The sequence below is a fragment of the Jiella sp. M17.18 genome (assembly GCF_041027365.1).
Taxonomy (GTDB): domain Bacteria; phylum Pseudomonadota; class Alphaproteobacteria; order Rhizobiales; family Rhizobiaceae; genus VKMB-3413.
Window position 1 is genome coordinate 17274 of sequence record NZ_JBFTEH010000004.1, and the last position, 19842, is coordinate 37115.

The 19842-nt window shown below is 68.2% G+C and carries 18 protein-coding genes and 1 pseudogene; 8 read left to right on the forward strand and 11 right to left on the reverse strand.

Annotated features, from left to right (window positions below; genetic code table 11):
- Positions 1–44: 44 nt before the first annotated feature.
- Positions 45–2351 (reverse strand): NADP-dependent malic enzyme, encoded by a 2307-nt coding sequence (locus AB5S17_RS08945; protein ID WP_369238389.1) that lies wholly within the window; start codon positions 2349–2351, stop codon positions 45–47.
- Between the two features lie 200 nt (positions 2352–2551).
- On the opposite strand from AB5S17_RS08945, the gene AB5S17_RS08950 reads away from it, so the two are divergent.
- Both AB5S17_RS08950 and AB5S17_RS08955 read left to right on the forward strand, forming a co-directional pair.
- The gene (locus AB5S17_RS08950) at positions 2552–3379 is read left to right on the forward strand and encodes a UDP-2,3-diacylglucosamine diphosphatase (RefSeq protein ID WP_369238391.1); all 828 of its coding nucleotides are present in this window, start codon (positions 2552–2554) and stop codon (positions 3377–3379) included.
- Positions 3379–4419: a glycosyltransferase family 4 protein gene (locus AB5S17_RS08955; RefSeq protein ID WP_369238393.1), complete on the forward strand. Its 1041-nt coding sequence runs from the start codon at positions 3379–3381 to the stop codon at positions 4417–4419. Before AB5S17_RS08950 ends, AB5S17_RS08955 begins: the two co-directional genes overlap by 1 nt.
- A 37-nt stretch (positions 4420–4456) precedes the next feature.
- Here the strand turns inward: AB5S17_RS08955 and AB5S17_RS08960 are convergent, their stop codons facing one another.
- From AB5S17_RS08960 to AB5S17_RS08990, 7 genes are all read right to left on the reverse strand, one after another.
- Entirely contained in the window at positions 4457–4753 is a 297-nt protein-coding gene (locus AB5S17_RS08960; RefSeq protein ID WP_369238395.1) for an HlyU family transcriptional regulator, read from the reverse strand.
- Positions 4754–4797: 44 nt separating this feature from the next.
- Positions 4798–5334: a Uma2 family endonuclease gene (locus tag AB5S17_RS08965; protein WP_369238397.1), complete on the reverse strand. Its 537-nt coding sequence runs from the start codon at positions 5332–5334 to the stop codon at positions 4798–4800.
- Positions 5335–5481: 147 nt separating this feature from the next.
- On the reverse strand, positions 5482–6033 hold the full coding sequence (locus tag AB5S17_RS08970; protein ID WP_369238399.1) for a DUF4160 domain-containing protein: 552 nt from the start codon (positions 6031–6033) through the stop codon (positions 5482–5484).
- Between the two features lie 14 nt (positions 6034–6047).
- Positions 6048–8066 carry an RNA polymerase sigma factor RpoD gene (gene rpoD / locus AB5S17_RS08975; protein WP_369238401.1) on the reverse strand — a complete coding sequence of 673 codons (2019 nt, stop codon included), beginning with the start codon at positions 8064–8066 and terminating at the stop codon, positions 6048–6050.
- Between the two features lie 333 nt (positions 8067–8399).
- Positions 8400–10334 carry a DNA primase gene (gene dnaG / locus AB5S17_RS08980; protein ID WP_369238403.1) on the reverse strand — a complete coding sequence of 645 codons (1935 nt, stop codon included), beginning with the start codon at positions 10332–10334 and terminating at the stop codon, positions 8400–8402.
- Positions 10335–10469: 135 nt separating this feature from the next.
- A complete protein-coding gene (locus AB5S17_RS08985; RefSeq protein ID WP_369238405.1) occupies positions 10470–10886 on the reverse strand; it encodes a type II toxin-antitoxin system VapC family toxin in 417 nt (138 codons plus the stop codon).
- Positions 10879–11292, reverse strand: a complete 414-nt coding sequence (locus AB5S17_RS08990; RefSeq protein WP_369238407.1) for a hypothetical protein — start codon at positions 11290–11292, stop codon at positions 10879–10881. The genes AB5S17_RS08985 and AB5S17_RS08990 overlap by 8 nt, the downstream gene beginning before the upstream one ends.
- Before the next feature lie 183 nt (positions 11293–11475).
- Here AB5S17_RS08990 and AB5S17_RS08995 point away from each other — a divergent pair, with 183 nt between their 5' ends.
- The 4 genes from AB5S17_RS08995 to AB5S17_RS09010 all read left to right on the forward strand — a co-directional run bounded on the left by AB5S17_RS08995 (position 11476) and on the right by AB5S17_RS09010 (position 16081).
- Positions 11476–11853: a CidA/LrgA family protein gene (locus AB5S17_RS08995; RefSeq protein WP_369238409.1), complete on the forward strand. Its 378-nt coding sequence runs from the start codon at positions 11476–11478 to the stop codon at positions 11851–11853.
- Complete coding sequence (locus tag AB5S17_RS09000; RefSeq protein ID WP_369238411.1) at positions 11850–12572, forward strand: LrgB family protein; 723 nt, start codon at positions 11850–11852, stop codon at positions 12570–12572. The genes AB5S17_RS08995 and AB5S17_RS09000 overlap by 4 nt, the downstream gene beginning before the upstream one ends.
- A gap of 238 nt (positions 12573–12810) precedes the next feature.
- The gene (locus AB5S17_RS09005; RefSeq protein ID WP_369238413.1) at positions 12811–14817 is read left to right on the forward strand and encodes a 3-hydroxyacyl-CoA dehydrogenase NAD-binding domain-containing protein; all 2007 of its coding nucleotides are present in this window, start codon (positions 12811–12813) and stop codon (positions 14815–14817) included.
- Positions 14818–14926: 109 nt separating this feature from the next.
- Positions 14927–16081 carry a winged helix-turn-helix domain-containing protein gene (locus tag AB5S17_RS09010; protein ID WP_369238415.1) on the forward strand — a complete coding sequence of 385 codons (1155 nt, stop codon included), beginning with the start codon at positions 14927–14929 and terminating at the stop codon, positions 16079–16081.
- A 66-nt stretch (positions 16082–16147) separates the two neighbouring features.
- Here AB5S17_RS09010 and AB5S17_RS09015 read toward each other — a convergent pair whose 3' ends face one another.
- Positions 16148–16591 (reverse strand): YqaA family protein, encoded by a 444-nt coding sequence (locus AB5S17_RS09015; protein WP_369238417.1) that lies wholly within the window; start codon positions 16589–16591, stop codon positions 16148–16150.
- 159 nt (positions 16592–16750) lie between these two features.
- Positions 16751–17152 carry a response regulator gene (locus tag AB5S17_RS09020; protein ID WP_369238419.1) on the reverse strand — a complete coding sequence of 134 codons (402 nt, stop codon included), beginning with the start codon at positions 17150–17152 and terminating at the stop codon, positions 16751–16753.
- Positions 17153–17558: 406 nt separating this feature from the next.
- On the opposite strand from AB5S17_RS09020, the gene AB5S17_RS09025 reads away from it, so the two are divergent.
- The gene (locus AB5S17_RS09025; protein ID WP_369239074.1) at positions 17559–18422 is read left to right on the forward strand and encodes a GGDEF domain-containing protein; all 864 of its coding nucleotides are present in this window, start codon (positions 17559–17561) and stop codon (positions 18420–18422) included.
- Between the two features lie 28 nt (positions 18423–18450).
- Here the strand turns inward: AB5S17_RS09025 and yidD are convergent.
- A pseudogene (gene yidD, locus AB5S17_RS09030) lies at positions 18451–18702 on the reverse strand (membrane protein insertion efficiency factor YidD); the annotation flags it as partial.
- 201 nt (positions 18703–18903) lie between these two features.
- Here yidD and AB5S17_RS09035 point away from each other — a divergent pair.
- Positions 18904–19806 carry an MBL fold metallo-hydrolase gene (locus AB5S17_RS09035; RefSeq protein WP_369238421.1) on the forward strand — a complete coding sequence of 301 codons (903 nt, stop codon included), beginning with the start codon at positions 18904–18906 and terminating at the stop codon, positions 19804–19806.
- Positions 19807–19842: the final 36 nt, after the last annotated feature.

The following is a 19842-nucleotide window of genomic DNA, read 5'->3' on the forward strand; positions in this document are numbered from 1 at the left end:
CGCCGGCGTACGCAGAGATCCGATCCTGAGCGGTCGCGAACGCCTCATCGCTCCTGGCCGACCGCCTGGGCGACGGCGATCGCCGCCATGTTCACGACGCCGCGCGAGGTCACCGAGGGCGTCAGGACGTGCGCCGGCGAGGCGGGGCCGAGCAGGATCGGGCCGACATGCAGGGCCTCGGTCAGCGACTTCACGACGTTCAGCGTGATGTTCGCCGCGTCGAGGCTGGGGAAGATCAGGAGGTTCGCCTCGCCCTTCAGGGTCGACTGCGGCATGTTGCGCCGGCGCATGACTTCGCTGAGCGCGGCGTCGCCGTGCATCTCGCCGTCGATCTCGAGATCCGGCGCGGCCGCGTTGATCAGCTTCAGCGCCCGCCGGAGCTTGATCGTGTCCTCCGTGTCGTCGGAGCCGAAGTTCGAATGCGAGACCAGCGCCCCCTTCGGCGTCATGCCGAAGCGGCGGATCTCGGCCGCCGCCATCAGCGTCATCTCGGCGATCTCCTCGGCGTTCGGGTCGCGCTGGACATAGGGATCGACGAAGAACTTGGTGCCCTTCTGGGTGATCAGGACGCTCATGGCGGCGAGCTTCTTGACGCTGTCGCCGACGCCGATCACCTGCTTGATGTCGCGCACATGGTGCGGGAAGCGCCCTTCGAGGCCGCAGATCAGGACGTCCGCCTCGCCGCGCGACACCGAGACCGCGCCGATCACCGTAGTGTTGGTGCGCACGATCGTGCGGGCGGTTTCCGGATTGACGCCCTTGCGGCCCACCTTGCCGAAATAGTGGTCGACATAGTCGCGGTAGCGCGGGTCGTCTTCCGGGTTGACCACTTCGAAATCGGTGCCCGGATTGAGCGTCAGGCCGAAGCGTTCGAGGCGCGACTGGATGACCGCCGGGCGGCCGATCAGGATCGGCCGGCAGAGCTTCTCCTCCAGGAGGATCTGCGTCGCGCGCAGGACGCGCTCGTCCTCGCCGTCGGAGAAGATCACCCGCTTCTCGGAGTTCCGCGCGATCTCGAAGATCGGCTTCATGATCAGCCCGGAGCGGAAGACGAAGCGGTTCAGCCGGTCGAGATAGGCCGGCATGTCCTTGATCGGCCGCGTCGCGACGCCGTCGGCCTCGGCGGTCCGGGCGACGGCCGGCGCGATCTTCAGGATCAGCCGCGGGTCGAACGGGGCGGGGATGAGGTATTCCGGCCCGAACAGCGCCGGCTCCCCGCCATAGGCCTGCGAGGCGACGTCGGACACGGCTTCCCGGGCCAGCGCCGCGATGGCGTCCACCGCCGCCTTCTTCATGTTTTCAGTAATGCCGGTCGCGCCGCAGTCGAGCGCGCCGCGGAAGATGTAGGGGAAGCACAGGACGTTGTTGACCTGGTTCGGAAAGTCCGAGCGCCCGGTGCAGATCATCGCATCCGGCCGCACCTCGCGGGCAAGGTCCGGCATGATCTCCGGCGTCGGGTTGGCGAGCGCCATGATCATCGGCTTCTCGGCCATCGAGGCCAGGAATTCCGGCTTCAGCACGCCGCCCGCGGAAAGGCCGAGGAAGACGTCGGCGCCCTCGATCACCTCGGCGAGCGTGCGCTTGTCGGTCTCGCGGGCATAGACCGCCATCCAGCGGTCCATCCGCTTCTCCCGGCCCTTGTAGACCACGCCCTCGATGTCGGTGCAGGTGATGTTTTCCACCTTGGCGCCGAGCAAGACGAGGAGGTTGAGGCAGGCGATCGCCGCAGCGCCGGCGCCGGAGGTGACGATCCGGGCGTCCTCGAGCTTCTTGCCGGCGAGCATCAGGCCGTTGCGGATGGCGGCCGCGACGATGATCGCCGTGCCGTGCTGGTCGTCGTGGAAGACCGGGATCTGCATGCGCTCGCGCAGCCGGGCTTCGACCTCGAAGCATTCCGGTGCCTTGATGTCCTCGAGATTGATGCCCCCGAAGGTCGGCTCCAGCGCAGCGACCACCTCGCAGATGTGGTCGATCTCGTGCGCGTCGATCTCGATGTCGAAGACGTCGATATCGGCGAACTTCTTGAACAGGACCGCCTTGCCCTCCATCACCGGCTTCGAGGCCAGCGGCCCGATGTCGCCGAGGCCGAGCACCGCCGTGCCGTTGGACAGGACAGCGACGAGGTTGCTGCGGCTGGTATAGAGGGCGGCCGCGGCGGGGTCCTTGGCGATCTCGCGGCAGGGCGCGGCGACGCCGGGAGAATAGGCGAGCGCCAGGTCCCGCTGGTTGCCGAGCGGCTTGGTCGCCTGGATCTCGAGCTTGCCGTGCTTGGGATAGCGGTGGAAGAACAGCGCCTGCTCGTCAAGGTCGCCCGTCTGCGGCCGTTCGCCGCCGGTCTCAGTTTCCGACATGTCCGCCGTCTCCCACCTTCGTCGCTCTGCTGCCCGCGATCGTTGCTGTCCTTCTAATCGATCGGGCGGGTGAGGCAATCTTTCCCGGCCAAACCCTTGTGCGAACATCGAACCTCCCGGGCACGCGTCACACCAATGCAATGAGACTCAGGCATTTGCGGTGGGCAGCAAAGGTTTGCAGGATGCTTGGGACAGCGACGATGCACCAGCTGACGACAACCCGTCACTTCCGGACGCTGTTCCTTTCGGACGTCCATCTCGGTTCCCGGGCGGCGCAGGCCGAGATGCTCGTCGACTTCCTGCGCTACCACGACGCCGAGAAGATCTACCTCGTCGGCGACATCGTCGACGGCTGGCGGCTGAAGCGCTCCTGGCACTGGCCGCAGGCGCATAACGACGTCATCCAGAAGCTGCTGCGCAAGGCGCGCAAGGGCGCGAAGATCATCTATGTCCCCGGCAATCACGACGAGTTCCTGCGCGACTTCCCGGGCGAGCATTTCGGCGGCGTCGAGGTGAAGCTGTCCGACACGCACATGACGGCGGACGGCCGGCGCTTCCTCGTCATCCATGGCGACGAGTTCGACGTCGTGGTGCGCAACGCCCGCATCATCGCCTATCTCGGCGACTGGGCCTATGACGCGGCGATCGCCATCAACATCGTCTTCAACACCATCCGCCGCCGCCTCGGATTTCCCTACTGGTCCTTCTCGGCCTGGGCGAAGCTGAAGGTGAAGAATGCGGTGAACTTCATCGGGGCGTTCGAGACGGCGCTTGCCGACGAGGCGGAAAAGCAGAGCTGCGACGGCGTCATCTGCGGCCACATCCACCATGCCCAGCTGACGCGGCACGCCGGCGTCGAATACGTCAACACCGGCGACTGGGTGGAAAGCTGCACCGCGATCGCCGAGCGGCACGACGGCTCGTTCGAACTCATTCGCTGGAGCGAGGTCGTGAGCGCGCGCTCGGCCGCCGATGCCGCGGCCATCGCCGATCAGGCGCGGCTCGAGAAAGCTGCCGAGGCCGCCTGATGCAGCACCGCTTCCTGATCGCGACCGACGCTTGGCATCCGCAGGTGAACGGCGTCGTGCGCACCCTCTCGAGCCTGGCCGACCAGCTGCGCGAGCGTGGCTGCGAGGTCAAGATCGTCAGCCCGCAGGATTTCCGGACGGTCCCGTGTCCGACCTATCCGGAGATCCGGCTGGCGCTGGTGTCCTCCGACCACCTCGCCGACGCCATCCGCGACTACAGGCCGACGGCGATTCACATCGCGACGGAGGGGCCGATCGGCTTTGCCGCGCGGCGGGCCGCTCTGCGCGCCGGGCTGCCGTTCACCACCAGCCTGCACACCCGCTTTCCCGAATATCTGCGCAAGCGGGCGCCGGTGCCGGAAGCGCTCACCTATTCGATCCTGCGCTGGTTCCATGCGCCTGCCGCCGCCTGCCTGGTGCCGACCGAGTCGATGCGCCGGCAGCTTGCCGTGCGGGGCTTCACCAACCTCGTCAACTGGACCCGCGGCGTCGACCGCAGCGTCTTCCGGCCCTGCGAGCCGATCGCGCTGAACCTGCCGCGGCCGATCTTCCTGACGGTGTCGCGCCTCGCGCCGGAGAAGAACATCGAGGCCTTCCTCGATCTCGACCTGCCGGGCTCGAAGCTCGTCGTCGGCGACGGTCCGATGATGCGCGATCTCGTGAAGCGCTACCCGGACGCGCATTTCGCCGGCGCGCAGTTCGGCGGGACGCTCGCGCGCTACTACGCATCGGCGGATGTCTTCGTCTTTCCCTCCAAGACCGACACCTTCGGCATCGTGCTGATCGAGGCGCTGGCCTGCGGGCTGCCGATCGCGGCCTTTCCGGAGCCCGGGCCGCTGGACGTCGTCGGCGCCTCACGGGCAGGTGCCATATCTTCGGACCTACGGGAAGCCTGTCTTGCTGCGCTGACACTCAGCCGCGCCGACGCGCTGGAGCGCTCGATGGCCTATAGCTGGGAAGCCTGCGCGGACATCTTCCTCGAAGCCTCGGCGGCGTTCGGTTCGCGGCAAGCCGAGGCGTCCTACGGGTTCGCCGCCTGACCGGTGGCAAGCGGCCTTCTTACCGACTGCGATACCGCTACGTCGAGAACAAGGCGTCGCCCTGCTCGTCGATGAGCGAGCGCGCCTTCTGCATCGCGAAGTTCGCGGCCTCGTCCTTCGACTGGAAGACGTCGGCGCGGATCATCGTGTGCGTCTTCGTCTCGCCGTCGATCTCCTTGCTGATCCGCGCTGCCAGGCGGAACTGCGCGCCCTCCTTCATCGGCGTCGCGGCGACGGCGTAGCCCTTATAGAACTCCTCTGCCGCGACCTGCGGCTCGGAGCCCTTGCCGCCCGAATCCGTGCCGCCGCCGAAAAGCTTCTTCAGAAAGGACATGAACGCTCCGTCGCAGATTGTCGTCGGTGCCGAAGATGGGGCGGTCAGTCGGCCTCGGCGAGGGTCAGCGCGGCCTCCGGCAGCGACTTCGGCCGGAGGAGGGCGGACGTCTCGATATCGGAGACGCTCCGGTAGCCCATCGGCGTCGGGTCCCGATGGATGCGCGTCCTCAGGCGCACGGCGTCGATCACCCACAGCTCGGCGATGCCGAAGACGGCGTGGATCTCCGCCTTGCGCCCGCGGTCGTAGGACAGGCTCGAGTCGCCAATCTCGATGGCGAGGAGGCAGGTCTTGCCGTTCAGCCCCTCCAGCCCGACGGTCTTGTCGTAGACGACGAAGTCCGGCTCGAGGAACGTGTCCGCGGACAGGGTGAAGGTCGTCCCGGGGGTGAAGGCGACGGACTTCGGCGGCTTCTCGGCGAGCTGCATCATGACCCACGTCTTCAGCCGCTCGTGGCGGATCCCTTTGGGCGACATCGGCACCAGCTCGCCGCCGATCAGTTCGACGCGATCGTGCTCGTCGAGGATGCCGGCCTCGACCATCGCGAAGATCTGGGCGACCGTGAACGGACGCAGGCGCAAACCCTCCGCCGCCTGTGTGGTGCGAGGCTCAGGCAGGGCGTTGTCAGGGCGTCGCTCGGGGAGCGCGCTCATGGACGGACAGTACCACGGATCCTCTGAAGCGACGTGACACTCCCAGGAGCATAGCCGCTGCTGCGAAGCATCGGATCAGGCCGCCGGTTGCCTCAAAAGTCCCCGTTCCTTCATATCCATGTAGAGCGCTATCGCGTCGAGATCGAAGCCGGATGGCCACGCAGGATTTCCGAGTTCGAGAAAGACCCGCGCGAACTCCCTTTCGTCCTTCAGCGGACGCAGCATCGGCGCATCGGTGTCGATCAGGGGGCGGACCGACAGCTCGCCTTCTTCGCCAGTCGAAAAACGAAGATGCAGACGATGGCCGCGCATGGCATCGACTGCGACAACGTCGACCATTGGGAACTGCAAGTCAGTCATACCCGTCACCGTCCGGTCCCGGTATGCGTTCGAGAGGCTCGTCCCGCGACGCCCGCAGCCAATTTTGCAGGAGCGCATCCTGACGGTCGATTGTCCACTGCCGGAGGAGTTGCGCAGCCGTGTCGGCAGCCGACCCGCAATGATCTGCCCATCGGAAATGCGGATCAAGGCTCTCGCACTTCCAAATTGCGCGTGGAAATGCGGCGGGTTGTGGTCGAAGAAATACATGCGGACGACGATGCCGTAGAATATCGCGATCGACGGCATCGTCGTCCTTCAGTTCAGCTGTCGAGGAAGCTCCGCAGCTTCCGGGACCGGCTCGGGTGCTTCAGCTTGCGGAGCGCCTTCGCCTCGATCTGGCGGATGCGCTCGCGGGTGACCGAGAACTGCTGGCCGACCTCTTCCAGCGTATGGTCGGTGTTCATGCCGATGCCGAAGCGCATGCGCAGCACGCGCTCCTCGCGCGGGGTGAGCGAGGCGAGCACCCGCGTCGTCGTCTCGCGCAGGTTCCCCTGGATCGCGGCGTCGATCGGCAGGATGGCGTTCTTGTCCTCGATGAAGTCGCCGAGATGCGAATCCTCCTCGTCGCCGACCGGCGTTTCGAGCGAGATCGGCTCCTTGGCGATCTTCAGGACCTTGCGGACCTTTTCGAGCGGCATCGCCAGCTTCTCGGCGAGTTCCTCCGGCGTCGGCTCGCGGCCGATCTCGTGCAGCATCTGACGCGACGTGCGGACGATCTTGTTGATCGTCTCGATCATGTGCACCGGGATGCGGATCGTACGGGCCTGGTCGGCGATCGAGCGGGTGATCGCCTGCCGGATCCACCAGGTCGCGTAGGTCGAGAACTTGTAGCCGCGGCGGTACTCGAACTTGTCCACCGCCTTCATCAGGCCGATGTTGCCCTCCTGGATGAGGTCCAGGAACTGCAGGCCGCGGTTCGTGTACTTCTTGGCGATCGAGATCACCAGGCGCAGGTTCGCCTCGACCATCTCCTTCTTCGCCTGCCGGGCCTCGCGCTCGCCCTTCTGCACCATGTGGACGATGCGGCGGAACTCGGTGATCTCGAGGCCGGTCTCGGTCGCCAGGTTCTGGATCTCCTGGCGCAGGTTCTTGATGCCGTCCTTGTCGTTCTGGACGAACTTCAGCCAGCCCTTGCCCGACAGGTTCGCGATGTGCCGCGTCCAGTTCGGGTCGAGTTCGGAGCCCTGATATTCGCGCAGGAACTCCTCGCGCTTGACGCCGTGCGATTCGGCGAGGCGCAACAGCTTGCCCTCGTTCCCGACGAGGCGCTTGTTGATGTCGTAGAGCTGGGCGACCAGGGCGTCGATGCGGTTCTGGTTGAGCGACAGGCTCTTCACCGCGGCGATCAGGTCTTCCTTCAGCTTGCGGTAGGCGCGCTCCTGGCTCGGCGACAGGGTCCCCTGCGCCGCAAGCCGGTTCTCCACCTGCTGGTCCTGCAGCTTGCGCAGGCGCCGGTAGCCGTCGGCGATCTGGTCGAAGATCTCCATGACCTGCGGCTTGATCTCCGCCTCCATGGCGGCGAGCGACAGGTTGTTCTCGAGGTCGTCCTCGTCGTCCTCGTCCTCGCCCGGCCGCGGCAGGCCTTCGCCGTTCGTCTCGCCGGCGCCCCGCGCCTCGCCTTGTGCCGGCTGGGCGCCGTTGCCGTTGAGCCCGGCGCCGTCGGCTGGCTGCATCGCCGGCGTCTTCGCCTCGGGGCCGGCATAGGTCGCCTCAAGGTCGACGATCTCGCGCAGCATGATGTTGCCGTCGTTGAGCTCGTCGCGCCAGATGATGATCGCCTGGAAGGTGAGGGGGCTCTCGCACAGGCCCGCGATCATCGTCTCGCGGCCGGCCTCGATGCGCTTGGCGATGGCGATCTCGCCCTCGCGCGACAGGAGTTCGACCGAGCCCATCTCGCGCAGATACATCCGGACGGGATCGTCGGTGCGATCGCCGGCTTCCTTCTTCTGCGTCGTGGCGACCTGGGTCGACTGCGTCTCGGCGACCTCGGTCGAGTCCGAACTCTCGTTCGAATCCTCCTGCTCGCCTTCCTCGTCGTCCTCGACGACGTTGATGCCCATGTCGTTGAGCATGGCCATCATGTCCTCGATCTGCTCGGACGTCACATCGTCCGAGGACAGCATCGAGTTCAGCTTGTCCATGGTCACAAAGCCGCGCTTCTTGGCGGCCTTGATCATCTTCTTGACGGCATCGTCCGAAAGGTCGAGCAGAGGACCGTCGGGTGCGGCGTCCGTCCGCTCCTCGACCGGCGCCTCGCTTTCTTTGGCCTTCGTCGCCATGCGTTCCATTCTCCAGTTCGTGCGCCGCCGCCCGTCTCGTGACCACTCGGAGCGCTCCAGCAACGCGCCTCCGGCTACAGATAGGGATGCAACACGCGCCGTAAACGTCGGCTTAACCATTGCCCGCCGGTTCTCGGGGGGATACGATCGGGCCGGACGGCGCCTTCTAGAAGGCGCGGCTCTTCAATTATTCAATCTCAGGAATCGGACGGCGTCACCTGTCCGCCGACAACATATGTTGTGTCAAGCGCTTCCGTGCAACGGGCACAGCCTCAAGACATCGGATTATGATGTTTTTTCGCGCCGGAAGGGCTTGTTAACAATAACTTCCGATCAGATCGCCTTGGCCGGCCGCCCGGACAGCACGCCGAAGCCTTCGATCAGCGCTTCCATCCCTTCGATTCGCTCGATCTCCCGCTTCACCTCAATCATATGGGCGTAGGCCGCCTCGCTCCCCTCCCGGCCCAGCGCCTCCTCGGCCTGGACGAGTTCCCGATGTAGGGAGCGGTAGCGGTAGTGCAAGCGCAGCGCCTGGCGGACGGCTTCGCGCGCATCCTCGGGGGCCGCCTCGGCCAGCACCGGCCACAGCCGGACCGCGCGTGCCTTCGCCTCGAAATGCTCGAACAGATCGCGCGTGCCGCGGCGCGAAAGGTCGGCGAGCAGCGTCTCCCGGTCGCCCGGCAAATGATCGGCATAGGCGTCGAGCACCGAAGACCGCAGCCGCGACAGATCGCCCGGCGGCAGGTCGAGCGTGGCGAAGGCCTCGAACTCCTCTTCCAGCAGCGCCGGATGATTGACGAAGCCGAGGACGATGGTGATCTCGCGCAGCGAGGGCTCCGGCACGCGGCGCTGCATCGCCAGGCTCGAACGGGCGAGCTGCTGCGAGATCGCGGAGCGCCGTCCGCCGGCGGCGCCCGGCCGCCGACCCTGCGGCCGCCGGTCCTCGCCGCGCCGCCCGCGTTGATCGCGGCCGCCGGCCGGAGCCGCGCCGAAGAAGCTGCGCAGCCGCTCGGCCGCATCGTCCTGATAATGCCGGCGCACCGTCTCGTCGCCGATCTGGCGGAACAGCGCCTTCAGACGCTGTTCGAGGTCGGCGCGCCGCTCCGGCGTGTCGAAGACGCCCCCTTGCGTCTCCCGCATCCAGACGAGGTCGGCCAGCGGCCGGGCCGCCGAGAGGACGTCGCGGAAGGCGTCCGGCCCGCCCTCGCGCACGAGGTCATCGGGGTCCTTCCCCTCGGGCAGCAGCGCGAAGCGAAGCGAGCGGCCGGGCTTCAGCAGCGGCAGCGCCAGCTCGGCGGCGCGATGGGCGGCCTTCAGCCCCGCCGCGTCGCCGTCGAAGCAGAGGATCGGCTCGCCGGCGGTGCGCCAGGCGAGGTCGAGCTGGCGCTCGGTCAGCGCCGTGCCGAGCGGCGCGACGGCATGCTCGAAGCCGGCCTGGGCGAGGGCGATGACGTCCATATAGCCCTCTGCGAGGATCAGCGTGCCAGCGGTCTTCGCCGCGCGCCGAGCGCGGGCGAGGTTGAACAGCACCTGGCCCTTATGGAAGACCTCGGTCTCCGGCGAGTTCAGGTACTTCGCCTGCGCGTCCTTCGCCATCGCCCGGCCGCCGAAGGCGATGACCTTGTCGTGGAGGTCGTGGATCGGAAACATGATCCGGTCGCGGAAGCGGTCGTAGGAGACCGCGATCCCGTCGCCGTGGACGACGAGCCCGGCGCCCTCGATCTCGGCCTTGCCGATGCCCCTGGATGCCAGGTGCTCCTTCAGCCGGTTGCGCGAGTCCGGCGCGTAGCCGAGGCCGAAGGTCGCCTGCGTGCGCGGGTCGAGGCCGCGGTCACGCAGATAGGCTCTGGCCTTCGCCCCCTCCGGCTGGTGCAGCATGGTCTGGAAGAAGGCTGCGGCTTCCCGCATGGCGTCGAGGATCGTCGCGCGCTGCGCTTCGCGCCGCTCGGCCTCCGGATCGCGGTCCGGCATCGCGAGCCCGGCCTCGCCCGCCAGCCGCTCCACCGCTTCGGGAAAGGCGAGGCCTTCGAGCTCGGTCAGGAAGCGGAAATGGTCGCCGGAGACGCCGCAGCCGAAGCAGTGATAGCGGCCCTTCGGGTCCTCGCAGTGGAAGGACGGGGTCTTTTCGCCATGGAACGGGCAGCAGGCCCACCAGTCGCCGCGGCCCGGCTGCGACTTGCGCCGATCCCAGCTGACCCGCCGCCCGATGACGTCGGAGATCGGGATCCGGTCGCGGATCTCGTCGAGGAAGGAGGGCGGAAAGCGCATGCGACTCTCGAACTGCGGAACGGGAACCCCTAGCACGCAAACGGTCGCGCGGGGCGCCGAGTTCTGCTTCGTGCCCGACATCCACAGCGCGCGGAGCATCAGTCGCGATGCCGCGGCGGGCGAGGCAGTGGCGGATCAGCAGGCGAGGACGCGCACGTGACCGGCCGCACCATAGTCGAGGATCGCCCTGTCGCGGGTGACGATTGTCAGACCGTGTTCGCGCGCCGTAGCGATGATGATTCGATCGACGGGATCACCGTGAACGGCGCCCGGCAGATAGGACGATGCGACGAGCAGGACCGGCGTGACGGGTGCCACTGCGACTCGGCCTCTGTCGACGAACTCGTCGAACCAGCGGTCGGGATGCATCGTCGAGGCGACCCGCCCCTTCGACACCAGCATGCCGAGTTCCCAGGCGGTCATGACGGAAACCGAGACGCTTCCACCGGGGGCGCGGGCGCGTCCGATCGCGTCCATCGCCTGCTGCGAGACCTTGGCAGCCTGGGAGAGCCAGATGACCGCGCAGGTGTCGAGCAGCAGGCGCTCAGCCACGATCGGAGGCCATCGCCCAGTCAGGATCGGCAGGCGCGGTCAGATCGGTATCGCCCCGGTAGGACAACGTCTCCTTCATGCAGCCGAAGAGGTGATCGACCGGGGATTCGGTGCCTTGCGCATGGTCGGCTGGACCGCCCTCATCCTTTCCTGGGCCGCGTTCCGCATCCTCGCGCCGAAAAACGAGGCGCTCAGCCGCGATGTCGACCGCTTCCGTCCGGTAGCCCGCCTTCAGCCACTGAGAGGTCATGACGTTGTTGGTAGGATTGTTGCTCCACCATGCGCGGTTCTTCTTGGAAGCGGGAAGCGGCATGTTCAGGAGCTGCTCGATCTCGCGAAACGTCATCGGGATGCGCGAGCGAGACTGACCTTCGAGAAAGGCACCCAAGGCATCGTACTTGCTCATTGCCACTCCCTTCGTGCTTTAGCCGATGACATGTGCGTATGTTTGTGTGTGTTTGTCAATCGAGAGGGTAACCATCACTTCGGCCGCCCGGTGTCGTCGCTGTCTACGCGGCGATGCGGCGGCTTGCCCCTTGTTCGGGCCAACATAGCTGAACCGGAATCCGATGATGAACATCAGGCTCCCATGCTCCAGGCCATCACCGTCATCTTTCTCTGCCAGCTCGCCGGCGAAACGATCACCGTCGCCTCCAGCCTGCCGCTGCCCGGCCCGGTGGTGGGCATGGTTCTCCTGTTCCTGATCCTCGTCCTGCGCGGCGGCGTGCCGGAGGATGTCGGCAAGGTCGGGGACACGCTGCTCGGCAATCTGTCCCTGCTCTTCGTCCCCGCCGGAGCCGGTATCCTGCAGCACCTGGCGCGGCTGGAGAACGAGGCGATGGCGATCTCCGTCACCCTGGTCGTCTCGACCCTCGTCACCATTGCCGTCACCGCCTTGATCATGAACCGCTTCGGCCCCGGGCGGGCCCGCAGGGATGCCTCGGCTGGCGAGGAGGGCGGGCAGTGACCGCGTCGCTCGCCGACATCTGGGTCTATCTGGCCGCCAGCCCGCTCCTCTCGCTGACGATGACGCTGGTCGCCTTTCAGGGCGCGCAGTGGCTCTACCGCCGCACCGGCTCGCCGGCGCTGCTCAACCCCGTGCTGACGACGGTGATCGCCATCGTCGCCGTTCTGCTCGCCACCGGCACCAGCTACCAGACCTATTTCCAGGGCGCGCAGTTCATCCACTTCCTGCTGGGGCCGGCGACCGTCTCCCTGGCGATCCCGCTCTACCGCCAGTTCGAACGGGTGCGCCGCAGCGCGCTGGCGCTGGCGGCGAGCCTGCTGATCGGCTCGCTGACGGCCATGGGGACGGCCGTGGCACTCGGCTTCGTCATGCGCGTCGATGCGGTGAGCCTCGTCTCGCTGGCGCCGAAGTCGGTGACGGCGCCGGTCGCCATGGGCATTTCGGAGAAGCTCGGCGGCCTGCCGTCGCTGACGGCGGTGTTCGTGATCGTCACCGGCATTCTCGGCGGTGCGCTCGGGCCCTTGCTGCTCGACCGCCTGGGCATCCGCGATCCCGCCGCGCGCGGCTTTGCCATTGGCACCGCCTCGCACGGCATCGGCACGGCACGCGCCCTGCAGGAGAGCGAGGTCGCCGGCGCCTTCTCCGGCCTCGCCATGGGGCTGAACGCGCTGGCGACGGCGGTCATCCTGCCGCTGATCTGGTCGCTGCTCTTCCGGTAGTGCCGCAGCGCGGGCGGCAACGAGATGCGTTCGAAGATGCAGTCCCATGGTCGCTGTACCGGGGTCCGCGGCCGCTGGGCTGATGCGCCAAGCCGCGTTCCCGGTCCCGTCCGCGGCGCGGGATCCGTGGACGGAGCGCGGCGCCGGGCTTATCCCGGTGGAGACGCCTTGACCGGCGACGACACCGAAGTCTTACAGGGCGGGCCGACGATCCGTCCCACCAGAACCGGAGCCCGCTATGAGCCTCGTCTCGACCGACATCATCGACGGCGTCGCCGTCGTCACCGCCGACAACCCGCCGGTCAACGCACTCGGCCACGCGCTCAAGGTCGAGCTGATGAACGTCTTCTCCCGGCTGCGGGACGATGCTCCCACGGCCGCGGTGCTGATCGCCGCCGGCCGCACCTTCATGGCCGGCGCCGACGTGCGAGAGTTCGGCCAGCCGATCCAGCCGCCAGCGATCTTCGATGTCGCGGCGCTGATCGAAAGCCTGCCGTTCCCCGTTGTGGCGGCGATCCACGGCAATGCGCTCGGCGGCGGTCTGGAACTGGCGCTCGGCTGCCACGCGCGGATCGCCGAGCGCGGGACGCGGCTCGGCTTTCCCGAGGTGACGCTGGGCGTCATTCCGGGATCGGGCGGCGTCGTGCGGACCGTGCGGCTCCTCGCACCGGCGGATGCCGTGGCGCTGGTGACGTCGGGCGAGCGGATCTCGGCCGAAAGGGCCGCACGCCTCGGCCTGATCGACCGCGTCGTTGATGGAGACCTGCGTGAGGCGGCGATGGACTATGCGCGCGAACTTGCATTCGGTCGGCGTCCGGCGCCGTTGTCGGAGCGGCCGACGCCTGACGATCCCGGGCCCGATTTCTGGGCCGAACAGGAGACCGCGGTCCGCCGCAAGGCGCGCGGCAGCCAGGCGCCGCTGGTCGCGCTGGACGTTCTGCGAACCGCCTATGCCGAGCCTTTCGAGGCCGCGCGGGTCGTCGAAGGGAAGGCCTTCGAGCGCCTGCGCGACAGCGGGGAGGCGCGGGCGCTGCGCCACGTCTTCTTCGCGGAGCGGCGCGCCGCCAAGGCCGCGAAGGCCGACGGGGCGCGGAAGGTCGAAACCGTCGGCATCGTCGGCGGCGGCACGATGGGCGCCGGCATCGCCACGGCGCTCCTGCAGCGCGGGCTGACCGTCACGCTCGCCGAGACCACTGCCGAGGCGGCTAAGGCGGGGCGGGCGCGCGTCGAGGCGGCGGTCACCGCCGCGGCCAGGCGGGGCTTGGTGAAGGACGCGAGCGCGGTGCTCGCGGGTCTTGCCACGACGACCGATTTCGCCGCTTTCGGCCCCTGCGATCTCGTCGTGGAGGCGGTCTTCGAGGACCTCGCGGTCAAGCGTGACGTCTTCCGGCGGCTCGAGGGTGTCGTCAGCCCGAACGCGATCCTCGTCACCAACACCTCGTTCCTCGATCCGCGCGAGATCGCCTCAGCGGTATCCGACAGGACACGCTTCCTCGGCCTGCACTTCTTCAGCCCTGCGCAGGTGATGAAGCTCGTCGAGATCGTGCCCCTGCCGGAAACCGCCGAGGCGACGCTGGCGACGGCCTTCGCCCTCACCGAGCGGCTCGGCAAGGTCGGCGTCCGGAGCGGCATCTGCGAGGGCTTCATCGGCAACCGCATCTACAAGCGCTATCGCACCGGCGCCGAGGACATCGCGCGCGAGGGTGTGCCGATCGCGCGGATCGATGCGGCGATGCGCGGCTTCGGCCTGGCGCTCGGCCCGTTCGAGACGCAGGACCTCACCGGTCTCGACATCGCCTTTCGCCAGCGGGAGGCGGCGCGGGCGGCGGGCGAGGATATTCCGGAGACGATCGGCGACAGGCTGGTGAAGGCCGGCCGCCTCGGCCAGAAGAGCGGCGGCGGCTGGTACGACTATGCCGAAGGCGATCGCACGCCGCGCCCCTCGGCGGCGACCGCGGCGATCCTTGCCGCGGCCGGCGTGCCGCGCGAGGCACCCGGCCTCGCCGAGGCGGAGATCGCCGCGCGCCTTGTGGCCGGAATGGCGGAGGAGGGGGCTGCGATCCTCGCGGAGGGCGTTGCCGGCGATGCTTCCGACATCGACCTCGTCGAGATCCACGGCTACGGCTTTCCGCGCTGGCGGGGTGGCCCGATGCATCTCGCGCGCGAGATGGGGCTGGCAAAGCTCGAAGCGGCGCTCGGCCGGCCGGCATCGGACGCGCTGCGGCAACTCGTCGAACCCGCCTGACGACCGTCGCCCCACCGCCGGGTCGAAGCCCGCCCGCGGAAAGCTGCTCCGGTTTCCGGGCTGACATCGGCGCGCCGGCCCATTATCTCAGCGCCCGATGCCCGCCAAGATGCCGAAGCCCCGCCGCTCCTTGAACCTGTCGCTCGCCGATGCGCGGCGCGTCTGGATGCGCGCGCAGCGGCTCGATGCCCGCGAGCCGTTCGGCGCCGGGCCGGAGGCGACCCGCGCGGCGGTCGAGCATCTCGGCTATGTGCAGATCGACACGATCAACGTCATCGAGCGCTGCCACCACCACATCCTCTGGAACCGGATCCCGGCCTATCGGCGAGCCGACCTCCACCATGCTCAGAGCACCGAGAAGTCGGTGTTCGAATATTGGACGCACGCCCTGTCCTTCGTGCCGACGCGCGACATCCGCTTCTTCCTGCCGGACATGAAGCGGCACAAGGAGGCGCCTTCGAACTGGTTCCGGTCGGTGACGCCGCAGGATCTGAAGAAGGTGCTGACGCTCATCCGCCGCGACGGCCCGCTCACCATCCGCGACATCGACGACGATGTGCTGGTCGAGAAGGACCATGCCTGGGCGAGCCGCAAGCCGTCGAAGCGGGCGCTGCAGCTCGGCTTCTACGCCGGCACCCTGACCGTCAGCGCGCGCGACGGCATGCTGAAGACCTACGATCTGATGGATCGGCATTTCGGCTGGGAGAAGCGGCCGCGGCCGGCGAGCGAGCGACAGGTGCTCGATTATCTGCTCGACCGGGCGCTGCGGGCGCAGGGGATCGTCAGCCTCGACTCGGTCTGCCACCTCGACGCCAAGCGCAAGGGCGCCATCCGCGAGGTCGTCGAGGCGCGTGTCAGGCGCCGGCGGCTCGTGCCGGTTGCGATCGAGGGAGCCGAGACGGTCGAGCACTGGGCCGAGCCGGAAGCGGTGGCCGACGTGCCGCATCCCGCCGAGGATCTGGTGCATATCCTCTCGCCCTTCGATCCCTTGATCATCCAGAGGAAGCGGCTGGCGCTGTTCTTCGGCTACGAGCACCGCTTCGAGGCCTATGTGCCGAAGGACAAGCGGATCACCGGCTATTTCGCGCTGCCCGTGCTCGTCGGCGACCGCGTCGTCGCGGCGATCGATCTGAAGGCCGATCGCGCGAGCGAAAAGCTGATGATCCAGCAGTGGACGGCGGTCGGCGCGGGGCCGAGCGCCGCGGAGCGGGCGCTGATCGACGCCGAACTCGACCGCTTTGCTGCCTTCCAGTTCGCCGGCTGAGCGGCGCGGCACCATCCACGGGAGCGCGACCCACAGCCGCCGCCGGCCTCTCTTCGGGCGGCGCGGCTATCCGGTCCACCAGAGCGCGACGCCGGCGATGGCGGCATAGCGCGCCAATTTCTCGACGGTGACCAGCAGCGTGAACGCCGGGAGCGGGGTGCGCAGCGTCCCGGCGACGACGGTCAGCGGATCACCGACGATGGGCGCCCAGGCAAAGAGCAGCGACCAGAGGCCGAAGCGCCGGTACCAGCGCACCGCCTTGTCGTAGCTCGCCCGCGACACCGGAAACCAGCGGCGATCGAGAAAGCGGATCAGCGAGCGCCCGCAGAGCCAGTTGAACAGCGACCCGGCGACGTTTCCCGCCGTCGCTGCCAGCACCAGCAGGAGGGGATCGCCGCGGCCGGAGACGAGGAGGGCGGAGAGCAGCGCTTCCGACGTACCCGGCAGCAGCGTGGCGGCGAGAAAGGACGAGAGGGCGAGCCCGCCATAGGTTGCGAGGGCGTCAGCCAAGGAGCGCCGGATCCACTGGCACCGTCCGCTTGTCGTCGTTCATTCGGGAGAAGTCTCGCGCTGCCCGCTCGGATGGTCTGTGGCACGAGGCGGCGATTCAGGAAAGCGCCGCATTCGGTCCCCGGGATGGGCAAGGCGTTCGCCGCCCGAGGGAGCAGCCTAGATGTCGACGCCCTCGCGCCGCATCGCGTTCGCCGCGCCGAGGGCGCCGAGGAGCCAGGTGTCGGCATAGGGCTTGTCGATGAAGCCGAGCGGGCGTGCCGCCAGTGCCCGGGCCTCGTCCGCCGCGCCGATCGCGGCGCTGACGAACAGCGAGGGAATGTCGTGATCGCGGCGCAGGAACTCCGCCACCTCCACCCCGTCCGAGCCATGGGCCAGATGGATGTCGACGATCGCGATGTCGACGCTCTCGCGCGACAGGATCGCGAGGACCTCGGCCAGGTCGGCGGCAATGCCCGCGACCCGGTAGCCGTGCTCCTTCAAAAGCGCTTCGAGGCCGAGCGCGACCATCGGTTCGTCCTCGACGATCATCAGGTTCGGATTGGACGGCGGCGGCTGCATCCGGGTCCTCCCTTTAGGACATGGAAGACACGATAGCGCATTTCGTTCCCGGCCATCAGACTTTCTCTGGCGGGGACGAGTACAAAATGCCGCATCGAAGAGCGGCCTGGTCGATTTCCTGTCCGTCGCCAGGGTCTCCCAGCGCGGGATTGCTGGACGCCCACTTCGGCGCAAGGCAGGACATCGGCATCCGGGCCCTCGAGAAGTCTGCGGCCGCAAGGGCAGGCGCGCTTCCCCTGCATTCGCGGCTGCGTTCTGCCGGAGCCGCACCTCAAAGGACGCCCCGCCTCGCGCTAATGATCCGGAAACCATGGCCGGCGGGGCGACTTTTCCAGACCGCAATTTCCGATCATAGGGCTACCGTACCTTCCGGTAGAGGCTTCCTGACAGGAGAATCAGCTTGCGGGTGTATATCTTCATGCAGCGCATCGGCTGGCCGCGGTCCTATGTCGGCAAGATCATCGCGATCTGCTTCGTCGGGACGCATGTGCCGCTGATCGCGCTGGTCGGCTGGACGCTTTCGCGCGGCGACTTCGTCTCCGCCCTGCCGATCCTCGGCGTGGCGCTCGCGGCGACCCTGGTCGGGACGGGGCTGACGATCGCAGGCGTCGCCGGCATGCTGCAGCCGATCGCCGCGACGACGGAGGCGCTCGATCGCTACGCGGCCGAGCGGCAGCGTCCGGACCTGCCATCGGCCTATGACGATGTTGCCGGGCGGCTGATGGCCAGCGTGCAGTCGACGGTCCTCGATCTCGACCGGACCCTCGGCGATCTCGAGGCGCAGACGGTCACGGACCCGCTCACCGGGCTGAACAACCGGCGCTGGCTCCACGCCATCGGTGCCGACATGGTGGAGGATGCCCGCACCGGAGGGGGGGACCTGTCGCTGCTCGTCATCGATGTCGACGGGTTCAAGCAGCTGAACGACACGTACGGCCATATCAGCGGCGACCGCGCCTTGATCGTGGTCGCCGATGCGATCCGTTCGTCGGTCCGCGACGGGGACGAGGCGGTGCGGATCGGCGGCGACGAGTTCTGTGTCCTCCTGCCCGACGCCGACCGCGAGGCGGCAGCCGAGATCGGTCGGCGGATCCGGGAGACCGCCCGCCGCTCGGTCGACGATTTCCTGGGCGCCGGCGCGCTGACCCTCAGCGTCGGCGCCGCGACGCTCGCCCGCTCCGACCGCGTCTTCGAAGATCTCTATCGCCGCGCGGACGAAAGGCTCTATCAGGCCAAGAGCGACGGCCGCGACCGGCTCGTGCTCGGATAGGGGGCGGCGCCCGCCGACCCTATCGCTCCGGCACCTCGTCGATGCCGTGGGTGCCGAACGGGCCGCAGCGGGCGACGCGCCTTGTCGACAGCCAGCCGCCGCGCCAGAGCCCGTGGCGCGCGATCGCCTCATAGGCATATTCCGAGCAGGTCGGGATGTGCCGACAATGGCTGCCGACGAGCGGCGACAGCGTTAGCTGGTAGAGCCGCACGAAGGCGGTCCCGGCCAGGCGTCCGGGCGTTTTTCGCCAGGGGCCGGTATAGTTTCGGCTCACGGTCATGGTAGGCGCGGACGATTCGGCTGGGATGGCGGGTTCATGGGCCTAAGGTAAGCGGTTCACCGGCCGGCGCAATCGCTCGCCGCGCTCGCGGCCGCCTTGTCTTGCATTGGCGCGCCGTCGCGCGATGTTGAGACTCGGATAGGCGAAGGTCCTGATGCCGGGCCTCTGTGCTCCGGCTGCAGGGGGGAGCGGAAAGTCAGTATGGACCTCTCGACCGATTTCGACCCGGCCTATGGCAGTGCCATCGCGCTGGAGCCGGGAATCATCAGGGTAACGGCGAACAACCCGTCGGCCTTCACCTTCATGGGCACCAACTCCTATGTCGTCGGGGACGGCGCCAGCTGCTTCGTGGTGGATCCGGGTCCCGACGATCCGGCACATCTCGATGCGATCACCGCCGCCGTGGGCGGACGGACCGTCGATGCCGTGCTTCTCACGCACACCCATCGCGACCACAGCGCTCTCGCGCGCCGCGCCGCGCAGGCGTTTGGCGCGCCGCTCGTCGGAGGCGCCGGCATCCGCTCGCAGGCTGGGCAAGAGACGGGAGACGTCGTGCTCGACGCCGCCGCCGACCGTGAACTCGTCTTCGACCGCACGCTCGACGACGGCGCGATCCTCAACCTCGGCGGTCTGGCGGTCGAGGCCATCGCCACGCCGGGGCACGCCTCCGACCACCTGGCCTTCGCGCTCGGCGGCACGGGCGTGCTTCTGTCCGGGGATCACGTCATGGCCTGGTCGACCAGCGTCGTCGCGCCGCCGGACGGCTCGATGCGACAATACATGGCGTCGCTGGAGCGGCTGCTCGCGCGTTCCGAACGGCGCTATTTGCCGGGCCATGGCGGCCCGGTCGAGCGGCCGGCCGCCTTCGTGCGCGGGCTCCTCCAGCATCGGCGCATGCGCGAGGCGGCGATCCTGTCGCGGCTTCAGGCCGGCGACCGGACGATCCCGGAGATCGTGACGGCGATCTACCGGGGGCTCGACCCCCGGCTGACCGGCGCTGCGGCGCTGTCGGTGCTGGCGCATCTTCAGGCGCTGGTGGCGGACGGCGCCGTGCGGAGCAGTGACGCCGAGCCTTCGCCCGGATCGATGTTCGAGTTGCGGTGAAGCGGTCGGACGACCGGCTCGATCGTGCAACGCCGG